11 protein-coding genes are annotated in these 23,262 nt (G+C 47.0%); 3 read left to right on the forward strand and 8 right to left on the reverse strand.

All coding sequences use genetic code 11. The annotated features are described in order from the left end of the window. Positions 1 to 165: 165 nt before the first annotated feature. Complete coding sequence (locus EMM73_RS04555; protein WP_127685276.1) at positions 166 to 3,132, reverse strand: TonB-dependent receptor; 2,967 nt, start codon at positions 3,130 to 3,132, stop codon at positions 166 to 168. A gap of 520 nt (positions 3,133 to 3,652) precedes the next feature. On the opposite strand from EMM73_RS04555, the gene EMM73_RS04560 reads away from it, so the two are divergent. Continuing rightward, positions 3,653 to 6,202: a glycoside hydrolase family 3 protein gene (locus EMM73_RS04560; protein ID WP_127685277.1), complete on the forward strand. Its 2,550-nt coding sequence runs from the start codon at positions 3,653 to 3,655 to the stop codon at positions 6,200 to 6,202. A gap of 59 nt (positions 6,203 to 6,261) precedes the next feature. Beyond that, on the forward strand, positions 6,262 to 7,482 hold the full coding sequence (locus tag EMM73_RS04565; RefSeq protein WP_186435127.1) for a sugar MFS transporter: 1,221 nt from the start codon (positions 6,262 to 6,264) through the stop codon (positions 7,480 to 7,482). A 68-nt stretch (positions 7,483 to 7,550) separates the two neighbouring features. Here EMM73_RS04565 and EMM73_RS04570 read toward each other — a convergent pair whose 3' ends face one another. The 7 genes from EMM73_RS04570 to EMM73_RS04600 all read right to left on the reverse strand — a co-directional run bounded on the left by EMM73_RS04570 (position 7,551) and on the right by EMM73_RS04600 (position 21,028). Next, entirely contained in the window at positions 7,551 to 10,637 is a 3,087-nt protein-coding gene (locus EMM73_RS04570) for an efflux RND transporter permease subunit (protein WP_127685279.1), read from the reverse strand. Further along, entirely contained in the window at positions 10,634 to 13,735 is a 3,102-nt protein-coding gene (locus EMM73_RS04575) for a multidrug efflux RND transporter permease subunit (protein WP_127685280.1), read from the reverse strand. The genes EMM73_RS04570 and EMM73_RS04575 overlap by 4 nt, the downstream gene beginning before the upstream one ends. Before the next feature lie 3 nt (positions 13,736 to 13,738). Continuing rightward, positions 13,739 to 14,968, reverse strand: coding sequence for an efflux RND transporter periplasmic adaptor subunit (locus tag EMM73_RS04580; protein WP_127685281.1), 1,230 nt, complete (start codon positions 14,966 to 14,968; stop codon positions 13,739 to 13,741). A gap of 195 nt (positions 14,969 to 15,163) precedes the next feature. Continuing rightward, positions 15,164 to 15,403 carry a hypothetical protein gene (locus EMM73_RS04585; RefSeq protein WP_127685282.1) on the reverse strand — a complete coding sequence of 80 codons (240 nt, stop codon included), beginning with the start codon at positions 15,401 to 15,403 and terminating at the stop codon, positions 15,164 to 15,166. A gap of 136 nt (positions 15,404 to 15,539) precedes the next feature. Continuing rightward, positions 15,540 to 15,983: a response regulator gene (locus tag EMM73_RS04590; RefSeq protein WP_127685283.1), complete on the reverse strand. Its 444-nt coding sequence runs from the start codon at positions 15,981 to 15,983 to the stop codon at positions 15,540 to 15,542. 6 nt (positions 15,984 to 15,989) lie between these two features. After that, positions 15,990 to 20,453, reverse strand: coding sequence for a CHASE domain-containing hybrid sensor histidine kinase/response regulator (locus EMM73_RS04595; protein ID WP_127685284.1), 4,464 nt, complete (start codon positions 20,451 to 20,453; stop codon positions 15,990 to 15,992). Next, the gene (locus EMM73_RS04600) at positions 20,453 to 21,028 is read right to left on the reverse strand and encodes an Hpt domain-containing protein (RefSeq protein ID WP_127685285.1); all 576 of its coding nucleotides are present in this window, start codon (positions 21,026 to 21,028) and stop codon (positions 20,453 to 20,455) included. Before EMM73_RS04600 ends, EMM73_RS04595 begins: the two co-directional genes overlap by 1 nt. Before the next feature lie 122 nt (positions 21,029 to 21,150). On the opposite strand from EMM73_RS04600, the gene EMM73_RS04605 reads away from it, so the two are divergent. Then, a complete protein-coding gene (locus tag EMM73_RS04605) occupies positions 21,151 to 23,247 on the forward strand; it encodes a putative bifunctional diguanylate cyclase/phosphodiesterase (RefSeq protein WP_127685286.1) in 2,097 nt (698 codons plus the stop codon). Positions 23,248 to 23,262 lie beyond the last annotated feature (15 nt).

Consider the following 23,262-nt stretch of genomic DNA (forward strand, 5'->3'; position numbering starts at 1 on the left):
TGTCTGTATTTTTTAGTTTTAGTTTGTCTGGAGCATGCGACCCGAAATCAGGACCGCACTTTATTACTTATTCATAGGGCAGAATTGATCAAGATATAGCATCTTCATCTAAGGTTGAAGATGCTGATGTAGCTATGGGCCATATCCTTATGGCCCAGTCTAAGTTTAGAAGCTGTAACGAGCCCCCAGACTGTAACGGGCGCCAGACTCAATCAGACTCAGTACCTGCTCTTTGGCACGACCATGCACACGAATATGTTCATCTGTGATGTTCAGCGCTTCGACAAAAACAGTTAAGCCTTCCACTTGTGGTAAGTCATAGCTGACTGACATATCAATTTGATGGTACGCCTCAGTGTATTTCGGATGAGCACCAGTATCATGACCTCTGGAATTCAGGAACTGATCACGCCAGTTATAGGCGATACGAGCCTGAAAACCATCCATCTCGTAAAACAGAATGGCGTTGGCGGTGTCACTTAAACCAATCAGAGCAGGCTGATCCTGTAACAGGAAGTTATTATATTGTGTTTCGCTGTCTACCATAGTGTAGTTCGCAATAGCACCAAAACCTGTTTCACCAAAAGCGTGCTGAACCGCAAATTCCCAGCCATCTATAACTTCAGAATCAGTACCGTTGGATGGAGTATTGATATCAAATATCAGGGCTTCATCTTCACCAGCAACACCATCAATAGTTTTGTTGGCTACATTGACACCAGGGGCATTTGGATAATTAGCAAAAATCCAGTTACGAATTGCACTTGCGTCATTACCAACGGCAGCTACAGCTTCATCATATTTTTTACCATCCACAGGGTTAGGAATGCTATAGATGGTCGATTTAACAATGGCGTTGCTGATAAAGTTACTGGTATCTTTGCGGAAATAACCTAAAGAAACGTAACTGGCTGGTGCGTAGTACCATTCAGCCGAAAGGTCGATATTTTTTGATTCTAAAGGCAACAAGCTAGGGTTACCTGAATTACCACCACCACCAGCGCGGTTGGCTATAGTGGCCACCACTGTCCCCCCCTGAATGGCAACGTAATCAGGACGACCTATGGTTTCGCTGTAGGCAGCACGTAACATTACATCATCCACTACCTCGATGTTGAAGTTCAGGCTAGGTAATAGATAGTCGTAATCACCGCTTTTTGTCTGGAATTCGCGCTGTCCACTGGCTTGCAGTACCACTTCAGTATCGGCAACCCAACGAGCACCGTTGTATGATGCCACTGCTGAAGTTGAAGTGACGTCTGTTTGCTCGTAACGCACGCCGACATGAAGATCGTACGGCATGCCAGAGATTTCATTTTCATAGTTGTACTGCACATAAGCAGAACGTGACTCTTCCTTAGTGTAACGGTTTACGTCGCTGTCATAGTCAGTGGAAGGGCAGAAGTTGGTGCCGCAGTCACCGGCGCCAACAAAACCAGCTGGTGTATACAACTGTTCAGCTCTGGCACGCACAGTATTGAAATCCCAGAAGAAAATAGTATCCAGAACTTCAAAATCACGATCAGGCATTAAGGAAAAATCACCTTTACCTGCATTAAATTTGTCATGGATGGTACCAGCAGGGAAGTAGGAATCATCAAAATCGCCCGCTTGACCAACGCCACCCCAATCGTTACGTTGTACATTGACAGATTTTGAGTGGTTGTCGACATTTGTGATAGCAATGCCAAAATCTATACTGCCCGCGTTTTCAAATACATATTCGCCATCAAACTGATACTGATCAATTTCAGACTTGTTGGTCGAATTACCGAACACGCTGCCTGTGACTATCATATCGGAAGGACGAACAGCATTACCGCCTTCCACCGCCAACAATGGTAAATCACCGGTAAAATCTGTAGCAGCACTCTGACGGATAAAAGCCGCAGTACTTAAAGTATTGCTTGAACCTAACTCATGGTTTGGCTTGAATTCAGCATCTGATTGGTGCGCATCAAAACTCAGTGTTAAGTTGTCTGTTGCTTGCCATTCCAGATTCAAACCCAAAGAACCACTTTGGTTACGCACACCATAATCACCAGCCCCCATAGACAAGTCTGCAGGACTATTACCATAGTCTTCTGAATAAATCAGCGGTGATGATACAGGGCCATCTGTCCAGACGCTTTGTGAAGGCACATAGGTATACCAGGCAGACACATCATTGTATTGAGTGTCTATATCATTGCGCATGTAGGTATAGTCTAAGGATGCGGTCAAATTGTCAGTAGGAGCATATTGCAGCACTAACTGGCCGTTGGTGCGGGCGCGTTGCTGCTCTTCAAATTTGTAAATGGTGGTTTGTGGCACAGAATACACATCACTGGCACCAGGACGATTTACCTGATTATCATTGGGGATACTACCCCACTGACCTGAAGTGATATCGACTGAACCTGGAAAACTGCGCCAGCCCGTACCTACGTTGGCCTGCTGGCTGCCACTTTCACGCTCCTGATAACTGGCAGATACTAACACGCCAAACTTATCATCATTAAAAGTGGTAGAGTACAAAGCTGCTAATTCCGGAGTAGCACTGCCTTCTTCGGTTGATCTGTCATCAACCATAGCCGCACTGAATACGGCTTTTTCGCCGCCAGCGTTTAAAGGTTTTAAGGTTTGAACATCAATAACAGAACCTATGCCACCAGTAGGATTCGCAGCAAAACTGGTTTTATTGACTTCAACACCGCTGATGGTGTCCGCAGAAATATTGGCGAAATCAAAAGAACGCGAGCCTGTAGTCACAGGCATTTGACGGCCGTTCAGCGTCACTAAGTTAAAATCCGGACCGAAACCACGGACAGAAACTCTGCTGCCTTCACCGTTGACACGGTCAATAGACACGCCGCTGATACGTTGCAGTGATTCTGCCAGGTTGGTATCAGGGAATTTACCTATATCTTCTGCTGAAATGGCATCCACAATACCAGTGGATGAACGTTTGGTATCCATAGATTTAATCAGACTACCGCGAATACCTGTGACGCTGATCACTTCAATTTTTTCTTCAGCTTTAGCGTTTTGCTCCTGAGCGTCATCCGCAAAAGCAGGCATAACAACGCCTACTCCAAGCACTAATGACAGACTGGTGGCGAGTCTGGTCTTTTTGAATGTTTTGGATTTCATCTTAGTTCCCTGTCGACTGTTTTTGGCTTTTTACTTTTTTAAGAAAATGATTGGTACGCCTGGCAGCTAGCTGAACTACTCCCCAAAACCAACTGTAAGCGCTTACACAAACTTAGGTGATTTTTTTTAACTCGTCAATACAGAAAAACTAATTCTTGCAATTTGGTTAAAAAACAGTTGGCAATAAGCGCGTTATCAGTTAAAAATGAAACCGCTTACAATTGCTTTATGGCAGGGTTGATCAAAGTGTTGTGCTTTCCTTGCTTGAGATAATGCAATGTGCATTTAAAACAATAATAAGCAAATCATAGATTTGCATTCCGGAGCTTTAGATAAAGCCCGGAGGACACGGGGATAAATCATCAAGCACTCATTAGGGCCTTTGTATGTTTTTACGGCTACAAGGTTCTGATTTGCCTGCCAAGCCCCGCCGATCAAAACGCTGCTGATACCTTTTAAAGCTCCGACTTTCAGGCGGACAAGGACACAAAGACAGACAGCGCTCAACAGGACGAACATTATGTTTAGATTTACACCATTGGCGTTGTTATGCAGTGCAGCCCTTGTGACAACCCTATCTGGTTGCGGCCAACAAAATACGGCTACTGAGAAAACGGCAGAAGTCAAAGTGGCTCCGGCTGAAGGTCTGGATCTGTGGCCAGAATTAAAAAGCCCTTTAGCCAACCACGAGTCAGAACAAAAAATACAACAACTGCTGTCCGCTATGACCATAGAGCAAAAAGTAGCTCAACTGATCCAGCCGGATATCCGCTGGATGACTGTAGAAGATATGCGTCAGTATGGTTTTGGCTCCTATTTAAATGGTGGTGGTGCTTATCCAAAGGACAATAAAAAATCCACTGCAGCAGATTGGGTAGCTTTAGCTCAGGCCTATTACGATGCAGGCGTGGACTCAAGTAAAGATGGCAGCTCTATTCCACCAATTTGGGGCACAGATGCTGTACATGGCCATAACAATGTATTTGGCGCTACCGTCTTTCCACACAATATAGGTTTAGGTGCCGCCAACAACACAGAATTAGTGGAAGCTATAGGCAAAGCCACAGCAGTGGAAGTGGCTGCCACTGGTATCAACTGGATATTTGCACCTACAGTGGCTGTAGCCAGGGATGACCGCTGGGGTCGCAGTTATGAAAGTTATTCGGAAGACCCAACTATTGTGAAAGAGTTAGGCGCAGCATTGGTCAAAGGTATTCAGGGCAATGTTGGCTCTGACTTTATGCACAACGGCCGCTTAATAGCCACAGCGAAGCATTATCTGGGGGATGGCGGCACTGAAAATGGTAAAGATCAGGGCAACAACCTGAACACCGAAGCCGATTTAGTCCGCTTACATGCTCAGGGTTATATCAGTAGCCTGAATGCAGGTGTGCAAACCGTGATGGCCACCTTTAACAGCTGGCATGGCGAGAAAATACATGGCAGTCACTATCTGCTTACTACTGTTTTAAAAGAGCGTATGGGGTTTGATGGTTTAGTGGTGGGAGACTGGAACGGTCACGGCCAGATTCCGGGCTGCACCAATAATAACTGCGCCGCGGCAGTCAATGCAGGTGTGGATATTTTAATGGCACCGGAAGACTGGAAGCTACTGTATCAAAATACTCTGGCTCAGGCCAAAGCCGGTGAAATATCTGCTGCTCGTTTGGATGACGCTGTCAGCCGTATTTTAAGAGTGAAAATCCGTGCGGGTTTATTTGAACGCGGCAATCCGGCGCAGTCGGAACTGGCTGGTAAATCAGAACTGATAGGCCATGCTGATCATCAGGCTATTGCAGCCCAGGCCGTGCGTGAATCTTTAGTAATGTTGAAAAACAACAATCAATTGCTGCCTTTAGCACCTCAGCAAAAAGTGCTGGTAACAGGCGATGGTGCCGACAATATTGGTAAACAAAGTGGTGGCTGGACTTTAACCTGGCAAGGTACAGGCAACACCAATGCCGATTTCCCGAATGGGCGCTCCATTTATTCAGGCATACAGCAACAGGTTGAAGCAGCTCAGGGCTATGTAGAATTAAGCGTCGATGGCAGTTATCAGCAAAAGCCTGACGTTGCTATTGTAGTGATAGGTGAAAACCCATATGCCGAATTTGACGGCGATATCCGTACTCTGGATTATCAGGCTGGTAAAAATACCGATCTGGAATTACTGAAAAAACTCAAAGCGGACGGCATTCCTGTAGTCACTGTATTTTTAACAGGTAGGCCTTTATGGGTGAACCCTGAATTAAATCAGTCCGATGCTTTTGTTGCGGCCTGGTTGCCGGGTACTGCAGGTCAAGCGGTGGCTGACGTTTTATTTAAAACTCAAGCTGGTGAAATTCAGTATGATTTTAAAGGAAAACTGCCATTCTCCTGGCCTAAAAATGCGGATCAATCCCCGTTAAATCAAGGAGATAGCAACTACGATCCGCTTTTTACCCTGGGTTATGGTCTGACCTATCAGGACAACACCACTATCGCCAATGATTTATCCGAACAAATCAACAGTGCAACCAGCGCCAGCAATGAGAGCTTAAGTTTATTTGAGCGCCGTCCGGCTTCAGGTTACAGCCTGTTGCTGCAGGATGAACAAGGTATGGTCACAGTCACAGGCAACAAAGCCAAGAGTACCGACCAAAGCCTGAGCTTAGCCGCAGTGAACTGGCAAAAGCAGGAAGATGCCTTATTGCTCGACTGGGCTGCGAATTCAAAAGCTAAGTTGGTGCTGCAGGCTGCAGTGCCACTGGATGCCAGTGCTTATGGTCAGTTGGTGGTGGATATGAAATGGAGTTCACCACCAACAGCAGCTGTGACTTTAGCTCAATCCTGTGGTTCAGGCTGTGGTGGCACTTTGGATTTGGCACCACTTATCAGCGGCAAAGCAGCTGGCCAGTGGCACAAAGTAGTGATTGATTTAAGCTGTTTTGCTGCCAAAGGCGCAGCACTGAATCATCTACAGCAGCCTTTTGTATTACACAGCGAAGCAGCTTATCAGTTAAGTATTTCCAATATCCGACTGACCCCTGCCACAGCAACGGCCGATCTGAGCTGCCCTGCGGCTCAATAGTTTTTAACCAGACCAAATAATAATAAAGGCCGTCAACCGACGGCCTGATGGGGAAGAGAATGCAAACGATTCACAACACAGAAATAAAGGGTTCCAGCGCACCAATCAGCAGCTGGGCTCTGCCAACCTTAACGTTTTTATTTTTTATCTGGGGCTTTATTACTTGTCTGAATGACATTTTAATTCCGCATTTAAAAGCCGTCTTCGACCTGACCTACACTCAGGCCATGTTGATCCAATTCTGCTTCTTTAGTGCTTATTTTGTGGTGTCTTTACCTGCAGGAGCCTTGATTAATAAGCTGGGTTATCAAAAAGGCATAGTGATAGGTTTAGCTATTGCTGGTTTTGGCACGCTGAACTTTATTCCGGCAGCAAGCTTTCACAGTTACGCCTGGTTTTTAGCGGCTTTATTTGTGCTGGCATCCGGCATTACTATTTTGCAAGTGGCCGCCAACCCTTATGTCACAGTACTGGGCAATCCAAAAACCGCCTCCAGCCGATTGACCATGACGCAAGCTTTTAACTCTTTAGGCACTACTGTCGCACCTATGATTGGCGCGGCCTTGATCCTCAGTCAGCTCGACAGCACCGAAGGCGCAGACGCAGTACAACTGCCTTATCTGGTGCTGACCATTGCCTTATTTGCGGTAGCTTTTATCTTTTCACGGCTGAACTTACCTGTAGTTGAAAACACCACTGCGGCAGAAAAAATTTCCATTAAAGCCCTGCTGCCATACAACCATTTATGGCTCGGTGCTTTAGGCATATTTATGTATGTTGGCGCTGAAGTGGCTATAGGTTCAGTGATGGTCAACTTTATTGCTCTGCCTGAAATTACCGGGCTGCCGATCGCCGAAGCAGCTCACTATGTAACCTGGTATTGGTTTGGCGCTATGATCGGCCGTTTTGCCGGTGCTGTGTTGATGCAACGTATTAACCCAGGTTTATTGCTGACCATTCACGCTGTTGCCGCCATACTGTTGCTGGTGCTGGTCATTACAGGTCAGGGTCAACTGGCGTTATTTGCACTACTGCTTGTAGGTGTTGCCAACTCCATTATGTTCCCAACCATCTTTAGTCTGGCGTTACATGGCTTAGGAAAATACACCAGTCAGGGTGCAGGTTTATTGTGTCTGGCGATAGTGGGCGGTGCTTTAGTACCGGTTGCTCAGGGCATGTTAGCCGACTCATTTGGTTTGGCTTTGTCTTTTATCTTGCCAGTATTTTGTTACTTCTATATCTGCTACTTCGGTTTACGTAGTCGCAAAGTAACCAGTTAAGGCGCAAGCCGGGGCAAGGCAGTTGTTTTCCCGGTTTGGCCTTGCCTGTTTTAACCTCTCAGGCTGAGCTAAACCTCAGCCTTTTTTTGATTACTATGCTCAGACATCAACAGGTCTTCTGCTGTTTTCCTGCGGAATTTACTTAATGCCAGATACACAGCTGGCGTGCTGTAGAGCGTCAGCAACTGACTGACCAGCAAGCCACCTACTATGGTAATTCCTAAAGGCTGGCGTAACTCTGAGCCTTCGCCCATACCAAAGAGCAGAGGCACAGCGCCCAACAAAGCCGCAAAGTTGGTCATTAAAATAGGACGCAAACGTTGCGCTGCCGCCAAAGCGACCGCCTCTTTCGGCGATAAGCCGAGATCTCGTTCAGCATGCAAGGCAAAATCGACCAGTAAGATAGCGTTTTTCATCACTATACCTATCAGTAAAAACAGCCCCAGCAAAGCTATCAGGTTAAAGTCGGTGTTACTGACATACAGCGCCAGCAGAGCCCCTAAACCAGCACAAGGTAAGGTCGATAAAATGGTGATCGGCTGGATGGTACTTTCATACAACACGCCAAGCAGCAGATAGACAGTGAGAATCACGCCAATAATCAACCACAGCTGATCGCCGGTTTTAAACATAGCGTTACGCTGATCTTCACCATTGATGGTATGAATACCGCTGGGCACCATAGCCAGAGCCAGCACCCGATCAATAGCAGCCGATGCCTGTTGTGCAGTCACTCCAGGAGCCAAACCATAACCTATGCCCACAGAAGCAAACTGACCATCGCGGCGAATACGATCATTGGCCAGACTGTACTGATAACTGGCAATACTGGATAAAGGCACCCTACTACCGTCTGCCGTCACTAATTGCAACTGCTTTAATACTTCAGGCTGAGCTGTGTAGCCTGGGCTAAGCTCCATCACCACCCGATATTGATTCATCTCATCGTATAAAGTGGCCACCTGCCGCTGCGAAAAAGAGTTATTCAGTAAGGTGGCAATAGTACGCATATCGACACCTAAGCGCTGCGCCGCTTCGCGGTCTATCGTCAGCGAGATTTGCTGTGCATCTTCACCACTGGGCGTGTCCACATCCACCAGCTCTGGCAGTTCCTGCATTTTTTCGGCGACTTGTTTGCTCCATTTGCGCAGCAATTGCAAATCACCGGATAACATCAATAGTTCATAGTCGCTGCGGCCAAAAGGCGAAGACAATCGAATATCCTGATCGACATTTAAAAACACCATGCCACCTGGCACTTTAGGCGCCGTAGCACGAATACGATCGACCACTTGCTGGGCTGATATTTTACGCTCTGCCAAAGGTTTTAACCGCACCCGCATCCAACTGTTGCTCAAACCTGTATCACCGCCACTGGAGCCAGTCACGTCGGCTATAGCAGGATCTTTTAAGATGTGCTGGCGAAAGGCTTTTATTTTCGGCTGCATAATCTGAAACGAAAAACCATCGTCACCACGGACAAAGCCGTTTAGCTGGCCAGTATCCTGATTCGGTAGCAAACCTGTAGGAACCTGTTTGTACAACCAGGCATTAGCAGCAAACAATAGCACCAAAGCAGCCAAAAACCAGCGGTAATGACTTAAGCTCCAATTCACACTCTGGTGATACTTGTACTGAAATCTCTGGAAAGCTCCGGCCTCTCTTTCTTCCGGCTTTTTAGCTTTAAGCAACAGCGCTGACAGACTCGGAGTCAGGGTTAACGACACCACCAGGCTAATGGTCATAGCAGCAGCCAGAGTGATGGAAAACTCACGGAATAAACGCTCGACCAAACCACCCATAAATAAAATCGACAGGAAAATAACCACTAAAGCCAGGTTCATCGCCAACAAGGTAAAACCCACTTCAGATGCGCCTAGTCTTGCCGCGGCTAAAGGCGTTAAACCGCGTTCTATATGGCGTTTTATATTTTCCACCACCACTATGGCGTCATCCACCACTAAACCTGTCGCAACAATGAGTGCCATCACAGACAAGTTATTCAGCGAAAAATCACAGAGATACATCACGGTAAAGGAGCCAACCAAAGACACAGGAATAGCCAGACTTGGGATCAAAGCGCTACGCAGGCTGCCTAAAAAGGCCCAAACGACCAGTACCACTAATACCACAGCAATCAACAAGCTGATTTGAGCTTCAGTTAAAGTGGCGCGTATCACCGGACTGCGGTCCATCACCACAGCTAAATCAGCGTCTGCCGGTATCAAGGCCCGCAGCAAAGGCATTTGCTGATAAATAGCATCTATGGTTTCAACAATATTGGCACCGGTGCGACGACTGACCAGCAATATCACCGCGTTTTTATCGTTATGAAAACCTGCGCTGTAGCGATTTTCGGTGGAGTCAGTCACCAAAGCCACATCAGATAAACGAATAGGAGCGCCGTTGACATACTTCACCACTAAAGACTGATAATCCGAAGCCTGACGCAAGGTTTGACTGGTTGCCAGTTGCCAGCGCTGATCGTTGCTTTCCAATACCCCCAAAGGCACAGCAGCGTTTGCACCGCTGATAGCAGCGCGCACCTCATCCAAAGCCACCCCATAGTGAGTCAACATGCCAGGATTGAGCTGCACCCGTACAGCAGGCAATGAAGCCCCTGTTACTTCCACTTCGCCCACACCGTTAATAGCGGCCAATTTTTGCGCCAATACAGTAGAAGCGGCATCGTATAAAGCGCTGGATGCGAGGTGCTCAGAACTCAACGCCAGCGCCATCACAGGAGCTTGTGACGGGTTAAATTTACGGTAACTTGGATTACGGGGCATACCGGATGGCAACTGGCTGCGGGCTGCATTAATAGCAGCCTGTACTTCCCGGGCCGCTTCATCTACATTGCGGTCCAAATCAAACTCCAGTCTGATCTGCGTTGAACCTTGATTACTGCTGGAGCTGATACGGTTGATACCTGCGATACTACCCAAAGCCCGCTCCAGCGGAGTCGCCACAGTAGAAGCCATACTTTCAGGGCTGGCACCTGGTAAACTGGCAGTGACCACTATCATAGGGAAATCGACAGCAGGCAGAGGCGATACCGGCAATAAACGCCAGCACAACATGCCCAGCAACAAAATAGCAGTGGCAATTAAGCCACTGGCGACAGGGCGCTGAATAAAAGGCTGAGCTAAATTCATAGCGTTTTCGCCTCAGCTTCGATCTGGTTTTCTTTGTGGCCTTCTTTGCTACCCTCTTTGCCACTGAAGTGACGGTCAAACCACAAATACACTACGGGTGTAGTAAATAGCGTCAGCACCTGACTGACCAATAAACCACCCACCATCACCAAACCTAAAGGCTGGCGTAATTCAGCACCTGAACCGCTGGCCAACAACAATGGCACTGCACCAAATAACGCCGCCAGAGTAGTCATTAAAATAGGTCGGAAACGCATTAAAGCCGCCTGATAAATAGCATCTCGTGGTGACAAGCCCTGATTACGCTGCGCATCCAGGGCAAAGTCGACCATCATAATGCCGTTTTTCTTCACTAACCCTATCAGCAGCACTATGCCGATCACCGCTATTAAATCCAGCGGCTGATTAGCAATCAGCAACGCCAGCAAAGCGCCCACAGTGGCTGAAGGCAAAGTCGACAATATGGTGACCGGATGAATTAAGCTCTCGTACAAAATGCCCAACACTATATACATAGTGACCACAGCGGCCAGCACCAGCCAAAGCGTATTACTCAGCGACGCCCTAAAGGCTTCAGCAGCGCCCTGGAAAGTCAGTTCCACTTCGGCAGGCAGTTGTAATTGCTGCTGCACTTCTTCAATAGCGGCTACTGCTTCACCCAGCGAATAACCTTCTGCCAGATTAAAAGACAAAGTCACGGACGGGAACTGGCCCTGATGGTTAATCAGTAACTTAGCAGGTCGTTGTGTCACTTTTGCCACAGCAGATAAAGGCACTGGAGTGCCAGAGCCTGAGCTGATGTAGAGTTTATTCAGCGCATCAACGCCCTTGATCTGATCCGGGTCTACTTCAAGAATGACCCGATATTGATTGGCCTGAGTAAATAAGGTCGTTACCTGCCGCTGGCTGTAAGCACTTTGCAGTACAGTACTGATTTGCGACACATTAATACCTAAACGGGCAGCGGCTGTGCGGTCTATGTCGATATAAGCCTGCAGGCCCTGTTGCTGTAAATCATGGGCGACTTCAGATAATTCAGGCCGTTGTTGCAAAGCTTCGACTAAATCCGGTAACCACTGATTCAGTACCTCCTGATCCGGCGTGGTTAAGCTGAATTGATACTGAGTCCGGCTGACTCTATCCTCGATACTCAATTCCTGCACCGGCTGAAACCAGCCTTTAATACCAGGTACAACCTGAACTTGTTGCTCCAGCTGGCGGATCACCTCCATAGCAGACAACTCTCGTTCACCATGTTGCTTCAGATTGATTTGAATACGGCCACTGTTAATGCTGGTATTGCTGCCATCCACCCCAATAAAAGACGACAAACTGCTGACATCCGGATGCTGCAGAATATTTTCTGCCAGTTCCTGCTGGCGTGAAGCCATAGCCTGAAACGAGATATCCTGAGGTGCTTCTGTCACTACCTGGATCACACCACTGTCTTGCAATGGGAAAAAGCCTTTGGGTACAGCAAGATACAACAGAGCTGTTAAAGCTACTGTCGCCAGCATACTGAACATAGCTAAGGTTTGATGACGTAACACCCACTGCAAACAACGGCCATAAGAGGCAATAATGCGGTCCATCAGGCCATTTTGATCATGATGTTCCGGCAGAGTTTTTAATAAACGCGCGCAGAGCATAGGGGTCAGCGTTAAAGACACCACTAACGAAATCAGAATGGCCACAGCGAGAGTTACAGCAAATTCAAAAAAGAGCCGGCCGACCACATCTGCCATAAAGAGCAGAGGGATCAGCACGGCAATCAGCGAAAAGGTTAGTGAAATCAGCGTAAAACCTATTTCTTTGGCACCTTTCAGTGCTGCTTCCATAGGTGAAGCACCCTGTTCACGGTGCCGCGCCACGTTTTCCAGCATGACAATGGCGTCATCCACCACAAAACCAGTGGCTATGGTCAGCGCCATTAAGGTCAGGTTATTGACGGAGAAATCCAGCAACACCATCACAGCGAAAGTACCAATCAGGGATAAAGGCACAGCCAGACTGGGGATAATAGTAGCGGGAATACTGCGCAAAAAAGCAAAAGTCACCAGTACTACCAGCACTATGGCAAATACCAGTTCTTTTTGTACATCACGCACCGAAGCTCTAATACTGTGGGTGCGGTCTGTTAAGACTTCAACTTTCACAGCCGCAGGCATAGTGGCGGTCAGTTGAGGTAACAGCTCCTGTACTCTGTCGGCTACATCAATGACGTTAGCACCCGGCTGGCGCTGAATGTTGACTAAGACTGCGGCTTGCTGATTGGCCCAGGCGGCAAGAAATCTATCTTCAGCACCATCTTCAATCTTCGCCACATCTTTTAAGCGGATAGGCGCACCTGCACGGTAAGCAATAATCAACTCTTCGTATTCGTCTGTGCTGCGAATTTGATCATTGGCCTCAAGCATAGTAGAGCGAAAATCACCATCAAAGCTGCCCTTAGGCTGATTGGTGTTGGCGGCAGCTATAGCACTACGCAAGCTTTCCACACTTAAATCCAGACTGGCTAAAGCAGCAGGATTGGCTTTGATCCTAATAGCAGGACGCTGACCGCCTGCCAGGCTGACCATCCCCACACCTGTCAGCTGTGCCAGCTTCTGAGCCATGCGGGTGTCCACTAAATCGTAAACCGCAGGCAAGGGCAGAGTATCAGAACTGACAGCTAAGGTCAGAATAGGTGCATCTGCCGGATTGACCTTACGGTAGATAGGGGGTGTAGGTAAATCACTGGGCAATAATGAGGATGCAGTATTGATAGCGGCTTGCACTTCCTGCTCTGCCACGCCCATATCCACCACTAAGGCAAACTGTAAGGTAATGACTGAGGCACCGGCTGAGCTGTTGGACGACATTTGTTTTAAGCCTGGAATTTGCCCCAAGCGCCGCTCCAAAGGTGCAGTAACAGTGCGAGCCATAATGTCCGGGCTGGCACCAGGGTTAAAGCTAAACACCTGAATAATAGGGTAATCGACCTGTGGCAAAGCAGCCACAGGTAACAAACGCCAGCTTAAAATACCGGCAATTAAAATCGCCAGCATTAATAACGACGTAGCGACAGGGCGTAAAATAAAAGGCTTGGACAGGTTCATCATTTACCCCTTAGGCGCGTCCTGGATCACCTCAACCTCACGGTCAGGGCGCAAACGGTCCAGACCTTCCAGCACCACTTTATCACCTGCCTTTAAACCTTCTTCCACTGCCACTAAGCCATTATCTACAGCACCTAATTTCAGCAAACGGATTTGCGCTTTATTGTTGTCATCGATCATATATACGTAAGTACCCTGGGAGCCATATTGCACAGCGTCCTGTGGAATAGTCACAGCGCCACTTTGTACCGCAACATTTAAACGCACATTGACAAATTGATTTGGAAATAGCTCTTCGTTTTGGTTAGCAAATTCGGCTTTGAGCTTCAAAGTGCCGGTCGATATATCGATCTGGTTATCTAAAGTCGTTAAAGTACCGCTGGCCAGAGGCATCTGCTCCGCCCTATCCCAGGCTTCTACCGATAAAGCAGCACCAGCGCGAAAAGCGGTGCGCACTTGCTGCAACTGAGTTTCGGGAATAGTGAATACGACTGCGATAGGCGAGCTCTGGGTAATAGTCACTAAACCTTCAGCACTATTGGCCTGTATTAAATTCCCCGGGTCGACCGCACGTAAGCCCAGGCGGCCACTGATAGGTGCTTTGATTTGGGTATAAGACAATTGCAAGGCTGCAGCATCAATAGCGGCCTGATTCGACTTAATAGCGCCTTTAAGTTGACTCACTAAGGCTTGCTGCGCATTTATTTGCTGTGCAGCTATGGTATTTTGTTCCTTCAGCTTGGTAAAACGTTCTAAATCCTGCTCCGCACTTTTTAGCAAAGCCACATTTTGTTCTTTTTGGCCCTGCACCTGCGCCAGTTCCGTTTTGTAATCGGCGGGATCAATCTGAGCCAGTAGTTGCCCAACTTCTACTTTTTCACCTTCTTTAAAATGCAACTGCTGGAGTGGGCCAGAGACGCGACTTTGCACCAACACAGTGTTCAAGGGGGTCACTGTGCCTATGGCTTTAATCTGCACTTTTAAATCTGTAGATCCGGCTTCAATCACCCTTACAGGCACAGGCATAGCCCAAGGATTAGTGACTGCACCAGCGCCTGCCGGGCGAGGGCCACCTGGTCTTTGTCCACCCGGTCTTTGCCCTGCCCCTGGTTTACCTGCTACTGCCTGACCTTCCACAGCAGCAGATTCGGCACCAGGCCAGAACCAATAGACAGCGGCGACGGCAACAGCCAAACCAGCAGCTAAAACAAAAGGCTTTTTCAGCAAAGACATAATCTATCCCTGTAACAAAATTTAGGTTAAGTAAAACGGCCCTACTCTAATTCAGCCGGTAAAGTGCCGCAATGAAGCAAGTGTCAAGATTGAGTAAAGATGGCCTGACTTTCGGTCAGACGTCTGTTTAAAGCGACAAAGGACCTCAGCCCAAATCAGATACAGAGACAAAAGACAAAAGGATCAACTGAACTCTCATTCGCCCAGTACCATCATCCCACTTTGACTTAGTGCAGCCGCCAAAGTAGCTGCTAACAGAAGTTTCATAAATTTTAATCCAAGACTGATGCCATAAGGCTCAGGTAAAATGGAGCACAGCTGAAGCAGCGAGACGTCGTTATTTTCAACAAAAGAATAGCCGGAATAACCAAAGCTCAGACCGATTCTATGAGATGGACGCCTCAGCTTTTGCTCAAGGCCAGCACTGAAACGCATGGGCATCCTGCCGGCATGGGCTGCAACAGCTGCAACGAAAATACCAGCGTCTGATGCAAGTACTGACGAAAGAGCACCATAAGTTCAACTTCCGCTGAATGCAGCGTCATTTATCTGCAGTCTTAGGCATAAGCCGTCAATCCTGAGCTGAAATCTCAGCAAACTGCTTTAATAAGTCCTGTTGTAGCTTAAGTTTTAACTGAGTTTTTATTCTGTGTTTTAAAGTCACAGCATTCACAGGTTTGATCACAAAATCAGCACCTCCAGCTTCCCAGCATAAAACCTCCTCCTCAGGGTTTTGTACACCACTGACAAAAATCACTGGTATATCCGCAAGGTCAGGTATTTGTTTTAATAAACGGCAGGTAGTTAAACCATCAGGTTCTGGCATTACCACATCTAATAAAATCAGGTCAGGTGGGTTGCTTTGACACAAAGTGAGTGCCTGAGACCCCGAGGTCGCCATAAACACCTGATAATCAGCGTTTAGCATCTGATGAATAATCTGAATATTTACCGGCTGATCGTCGACCACTAGTATCCTGGCTTTATCGGTATTCTGTAACGGGCTGACACTCATCAATAACTACCTTTTCAGTAGGGTTTGATACTGCTCTGTAAACAACAAAGCCTGTATAAAATTCAGTTGTTCTAAAGCACTCTCAAGTTGGCTCAGCCATTCAGGATTCAAACGATACAAAGCACCTTTCAACTCAGCAAACTGGTCCAGCGCATTCATATTAAAACTTTGCAGAGCAGAATGCAGTTGCTCAAGCTGCACAACTGTATCAGTGTCATCTGACGAAACAGATACAACCGGCTCAGCTGTAGGTGCTGTTCCGGCCAGCAGGAATGGTGCAAAAGCGGTGAAAGCTTGCGCATCAGCGACAAAACGCCCCAAAGATCTAGGTAAATCCAGCACTGTTTTTTGCTTAATGGAATGCTCGATAGCAGCAGCAGGTTCGGATAAACATACAATACCTAAAGAACTGGCTGAACCTTTGAGCGAATGCGCCAGCAGATAAAGTTCCTTTTCCGTCAAAACCATTGGAACTGCTTTTAACTTCAGCAGCGCATTATCCAACTCGACCAAAAAAGACTTCAGTGTTTTATGGTAGACAACCACAGAATTGCCTAAACGCTTTAATGCAGTGTTCAGTTGCACTCCATGGATCAACGCTTCCGCGACCAGCGTTGGGTTCAGCGCAGTCTGCCTGACTGTGGCCTGGAGCGACTTCGGATCATCAGGCGTTTTTGACCATTTCAGTATGGTTTGAACCAAAGCGTCTATGGCAAAAGGTTTCGCGACATGATCATTCATGCCTGCTTCCAGACAAGCTTGTTTATCTGACAACATCGCATTGGCTGTCATCGCTATTATAGGCAAAGCCAGCATAGATGCTTTACTGCGGATCCGTCTGGTGGTTTCATAACCATCCAAATCCGGCATCTGTATATCCATCAACACCATATCATATTTATCGGCTTCCTGTTCCAGCATAGCCAGAGCAAAAGTACCGCCAGGCGCTATATCTACTGAAGCCCCCTCATTCGCCAACAATTCGGATGCCACTATCTGATTGGTCGGATTATCTTCGACTAATAACAGTCGCAGACCGTGCAGCCTGCTTTGGCCCAAGGCTCTGTGTTGTTGACTGTTAGAAAGCATCTTTTTACCTGCCAGTACATCCAGGACCGCATCTAATAAGCGGCTGGGGGTAACAGGCTTAACAATAAAACCATTGAGTAGATGCTGGCGCTGATCTTCCTGTTGTTTTTGCGCCAGGCATTCCCGGCCATGTGCCGTTACCATAATCACTAGGGGCATTTCAGGCCCCTGCACCAACTGACGAATTTTTTCAGCGGTCTGCCACCCATCCAGACCTGGCATCAGCCAGTCAAGCAACACCAACTTATAGCTATTTTTCTGTTCAAGCAGTTGTAGTGCCTGTTCACCACTGCTGGCTAAATCAACCTGGCAACCGTAGTGAAGCATCACCTCAGATAAAATTTGCCTTGATTGCTGGTTATCATCTACCACCAGCACCTTCAGATCCTGCAATAAACTTAAATCGGCCTGAGCAGCGAAAAGATTGAGGAAATTAAACCAGAGCTCAAATTCAAAGCTACTGCCAAAGCCGAACTTACTCTCAACAGAGAGCTGCCCTCCCATAAGCTCAACCAAGCCTTTGCTGATCGCCAGGCCTAAACCTGTGCCCCCGTAACGACGGCTGATGGAAGATTCCGCCTGGCTGAAGCTTTGAAAAATAACAGCCAGTTGCTGCTCTGTCATGCCAATACCAGTATCCTTTACCCTGAACCTGATTTTGGCCGCCTCGGCAGTACGCTCTGTGACTTCAAGACTGACAACAACTTCACCTTTCTCAGTAAACTTAATGGCATTACCGGTCAGATTTAGCAGCACTTGCTTCAATCTCAAACTATCACCCACCACAAGCTGTGGCAAGTCATCGGCAAACTGATACAAAACTTCGACATCTTTACTGCCCAGATTTGCCGACAAAATAGTGCCTAAATCTTCCATCAGAGCAGAAAGCTCAAAACTATGGCTATCCATCTCCAACTTACCGGCTTCCACTTTAGAGAAATCCAAAATATCGTTCAGAATGGCTAACAAAGACTTGGCTGCCACTTCAGTCTGACGGATATAATCTTCTTGCCTGTTTGTCAGGCTTGTTTGCTGCACCAGTTGTAACATCCCCAGAATGGCATTCATTGGAGTGCGGATTTCATGACTCATATTGGCCAAAAATGATGACTTAGCGTCATTCGCCGCATCAGCCAATTGCCTTGCCTGTGCCAGTTCTTGCTCTCTCCTGTGTTGTTCTGACCTGTCCCTTGCCACCAGATAAAAATAACTGCGTTGCTCAAAACGGATCCAGCACAAATTCACAGAGAAGGGTATGACTCTGCCTTCTGAGTCTTCAAACTGACTTTCAAACTGCACGCTACGTTTTTTTTCTGGGTTTTGCATCAGCTGCGGCAATCTGTCACCAACCAACTGTAAGGCGATATCGGTCAGGCTTAAACTGCCTGCACAGCAGGCCAAAGCAGCGGGATTAGCTTTGATCACATCTGCGCTGTCCGTTAACCAGAACACGAGGTCCGGACTCTGCTCTGTAGACACTTTAGCTAGCGCCAGCTCAAACTCCAGCTCCTTTTGCAGGGTTAAGTCTCGGGCAATGCCTAAATAACCTACCACCAGTTTTTGCTGATCCAACAGCGCAGTGACTGCCAGTTGCACAGGGCAACGACTGCCATCTTTGCGGATATAAATCCATTCTCTGTTATCAGTTTTTCCCTGCTTGGGCTTAGCGACAAAAACAGAAAAATCAGGCTCTACCTGATAACCAAGCTGCTGAGAGAGTTGATCGGCATAGTCCGCCACTTCGGCCTGATCGTGGAAAATAGCAGTACTGTGACATCCAACCAATTCCTGCGCCTGATACCGCAACATAGTTTCAGCTGCCGGATTAAAAGACGTGATGACTCCATTTAAATCTGTGGTGATAATGGCGTAGTTGGCATTGCTCAGAATGCTGCGCTGCAAGGCTGAGACACGCTCAATTTCAGCAGTGCGCAATTCCACCTGATGCTCCAGCTCCTCATTGGCTTGTTGCAACTTTTGCTCTGCCTCTTTGATATGGCTAATGTCGTTTACCGTGAGAGCAGAACCGATAAACAGGCCTTTTTCATCCAGAATGGGCGACAAATTTAACGATACCGCATGCAGATCACCATACAGGTCCTGACGCTCTGTCTGCACATAACGTATTTTCTGACCACTACGAACCCTTTGCTCCAATTGTAACTGCTCTGGCTTTAAATCAGCCGGCACTATAAGTTCAGCAATAGTCCGCCCTAGAGCATCTTCTTCAGCGTAACCAAACATTTGTTCTGCAGCTGGGTTCCAACTGCTAATAAGGCCTGCTTGGTCAGACCCAATCACAGCTTCATTGGCGTTTTCTACTATGGCCGCCAAAACCGCCCTGTGTCTGGACAATTGCAAACGTCTGATTAACGCCAATTGGAAAGACGCGATAATTAAGATGATCAAAGCGCAGATCCCCAAAGAGGTATAAAACACCTGCTGTGGCTCCTGAAGCTGAAGTTGGGTTATAAACACTTGACCAGCTACCAGTCGGACCTGCCAGTTACGGCCAAAGAGGGGAAATTCAGTTTTTGCCTGCAATGCAGTTAACCTGGTATCCACTGCAGATCGGATAAAAAATGGCTGCTGAGGTGCGGCATCTAAATCAACTACCTCAAGCTGGATGCCTTCATCCGCGCTATGAATACTGAACAAAATTTCATCAATCAATAAGGGGGCATAAGCAAAACCATACAAGGCTTGATACCGCGCTTCAGCTAATTCAGAAGCAGGAGTTTGCTGGTAAATTGGCATCAGCAATAGAAATCCATGGGATTTTTTATTTTGCGCCTGCACCAGTGTAATAGGCTCGGTTAACACAGCTTTATTCTGCAAAGCAGCAGACATTGCTGCTTCATAGCGTATTTTTTCTGATGAAATATCCAACCCAACAGCACTGGCGTTATCAGCCAGAGGCTCAATATATTGAATCACAAACAAGTCATGCTGATGAGGACTGTACTGACTTAAGTTAAACTCCTGACCTCTGTCTGCTGCGCTCTTTTGTAAGAAATCCTGCAATTGATTCTGGGTCACTTTACGAATAACGCCAAAACCGCGCGCCCCTGGGAACTCCAGGCTCAAATCGCGGCTCTGGCTATAAGCCAACATGTTTCTATAACTGAAGTTCTCTGGTCCGGCGCTTAACACTGCACCGCGCATACCACGTAAACCATATTGATAAATAGTCATTTTTTCGGCAATAGCCGTAGCAAGCTGAGTGGCTTTTGCATCAAGACTTTGCTGAATACGTTGCTCGTTTTGCTGTTGCTGCTGTTGCTCAAAATGCAGAGATAAATAAAAACTGAGGACTACCAACACCAGAGCAGGAACCACTATAAATGCTAGATCCTGCAGATTACGTTTCAGCCACTCCATTATTCAGCCTCCTTTACGTGCCTGTTCAGACTCTGCTTCAGACGAGCCGCTACAGCCACAAAATTTAACATCAGCATGTCCTGCTCCATCAGCACAAAATCTTCAGGCCCCAAATAGGCTATCCAGCCAGCTCTTTGTAACTGAAATAAGCTATAGGCTTGCATGTCATTATTTTCAAGGTACTGAATAAACAGGGGAACATCGGGCAAATTGGAATTTGAGCTGACATTGAACTGACTCAACCATAACTCCAGAGCAAGAGCTGTTTGGTTAAGGCATTCCAGATAAAGCTCAAAGTCAGCAGTGGCAGGCAATTGCCCTTGTTGCTGCAGCCTTTGCTCCAAAATACGGGACAATTCAGGCAAAGCCAGGGCACCCAAAGTAGCGTAGCTGCCCCGTAACTTGTGTAATAACTGCTCAAGAGCTTTGTGATCCTGTCGCTGATAACACAGAGTCAACTGCTGAATTTCAGATTGCGTGGATGCAATCAATTGAGCTATGGCAGGGGACAGGTGTGCAAATGCTTCAGGGGAAAAGCCTATTAACTGCTCAAGTACTTTAAAATTAAACAACATAACTCGTCACCCTAATGATTTGTCTCAGCATAATTGGCTTTGACTGAAAAATCCCCTGCTTTGTCTGGTTATTTTTTCGACTACACTAGACTTGGGACATACAGAAAACAGGGAATAATCTGATGCAAAGTACTCAGTCGGACGGGCTGGCCGCAAAAATTTTGTTGGTTGATGACCAAACATCTTCTTTGCTGCTGTTACGAGAGCTCTTACACAATTTGGCCACGTTGTATTTTGCTACAAATGGCCCTCATGCCCTCGAACTGGCTCGTCAGCATCGCCCTGAACTGATAGTACTGGATATTGAAATGCCTGGTATGGATGGTTTTGCTGTATGCAGGGCCTTAAAGGCAGATCCAATCACCAGTGACATAGCAATTGTATTCATGACATCCCATATCGATATAGAACATGAAATCACCTCTCTATCTGAAGGTGGCATAGACTTTTTACGTAAGCCTTTGCATGCGGTATCCAGCCGGATCCGAATTAAGAATTTATTGGATTTAAGCCGCTACAGCCGTCAAGTGGTGGCAGAAAAAGAGTGGTTAAAAGTCACACTGGATTCCATTGGTGATGCCGTGATAGCCACAGATCTGGATGGCAAAATCAGCTTTATGAACCCTATTGCTGAACGTATGACAGGCTGGTTAGCCAGAGAAGTATTAGGCAGGCCTATAGAAGAAGTAATGCAACTGCGGGATGCTCATACTTTAGAGCCACACTGGAATCCGATTTATTTTGCGTTAAAAGAACAACGGGTAGTGGCCATGGCATTAAATTGCCAGCTGGTGTCACGTTCAGGACAACTGTTTCAGGTGGAAGATTCTGCAGCTCCTATTATAGATCGCAATGGCCAGTGCCATGGCAGTATAGTGGTATTCCATGATGTCAGTGAAAGTATGGCGCTGGCATTAAAAATGAGCCATCTAGCCAATCATGATCCTTTGACAAACTTACCGAACAGAGTGCTGCTTTACGATCGCATAGAGCAAGCTCTAAAAAGAGCAGAGCAGCTACACCACAAATCGGCGTTACTGTTGATTGATCTGGATAACTTTAAATACATCAATGACTCCATAGGTCACAATCTGGGTGATTTACTGATAAAACATGTCTCTGAGCGTTTGAGTTCGATTTGCGCTGCAGGCACTACACTGGCTCGTTTAGGAGGTGATGAATTTGTGCTGGTGCTACAGGAGCTGTGGTCCGTGGAGGAGGTGAGTTTGTTTGCCAGCCAGGTACATAGTCAGTTTCAGCAGGCTTTTGTATGGGAAGATAAAAAATACCAGATGACGGTCAGTATTGGCGTCAGCATTTTTCCGGACGACGCCCAAACCATCGAAATGTTAATGCGCCATGCCGATGTGGCTATGTTTAAAGCAAAATCTGAGGGCCGCAACAGAACCAGTTTTTTCTCCGAAGAGCTGGAACAACATATGATTCATCGTCATCAGCTTGAACTGCTGCTGCGCGATACCTTAGCTAACCAACAACTCCAGGTGCATTACCAGCCCAAACTTTGTTTAAAAACAGGAAAGTTGTTAGGTGCTGAAGCTTTGGCACGCCTGAAAAATCAGCAGGGGCACTGGGTATCACCTGTTGAATTTATTCCACTAGCCGAAGAGACAGGTTTAATCACTGAACTAGGGCTACAAGTGCTGCGCCGCGCTTGTAAAGAGTGTCTGAGCTGGCGGCAACTAGGTTTTCAGGTTCCTGTATCTGTCAATATTGCTGCACCTCAGTTTGCTAACCCCCAACTGGTGAGGCAAATTTTAAACTTGCTGACAGAATTACAATTACCAGCCAGTATGCTAGAGCTGGAAGTCACTGAAAGTGCACTGATGCTTGATGTCAGTAAAACCCAAAACATACTGAGCCAGCTCAAGGCAGCCGGTATTTGTATTTCGATAGACGACTTTGGCACTGGCTACTCAAGCTTGTCTTATTTGAAAAAATTTCAGGTAGATGTCCTGAAAATAGACAAATCCTTTGTGCATGAAATGTTAACCGACAAAGGTGATATGGAAATAGTTAAAGCCGTGATCTCTCTGGCTCAGTCGATGAATTTACAGCTCGTAGCCGAAGGCATCGAACTCGAAGCGCAAACACACAAACTGCTGGAACTGGGCTGCCAGGTTGGACAAGGCTTCTTTTACAGCAAACCTCTGTCGGCGAAAGATTTTAAAGCCTATTTGCAGCAAAAAACCACAGCATAGGCTCTTCGGGCTAGC

The sequence above is a fragment of the Rheinheimera sediminis genome, from assembly GCF_004005375.1.
Lineage (GTDB): Bacteria > Pseudomonadota > Gammaproteobacteria > Enterobacterales > Alteromonadaceae > Pararheinheimera.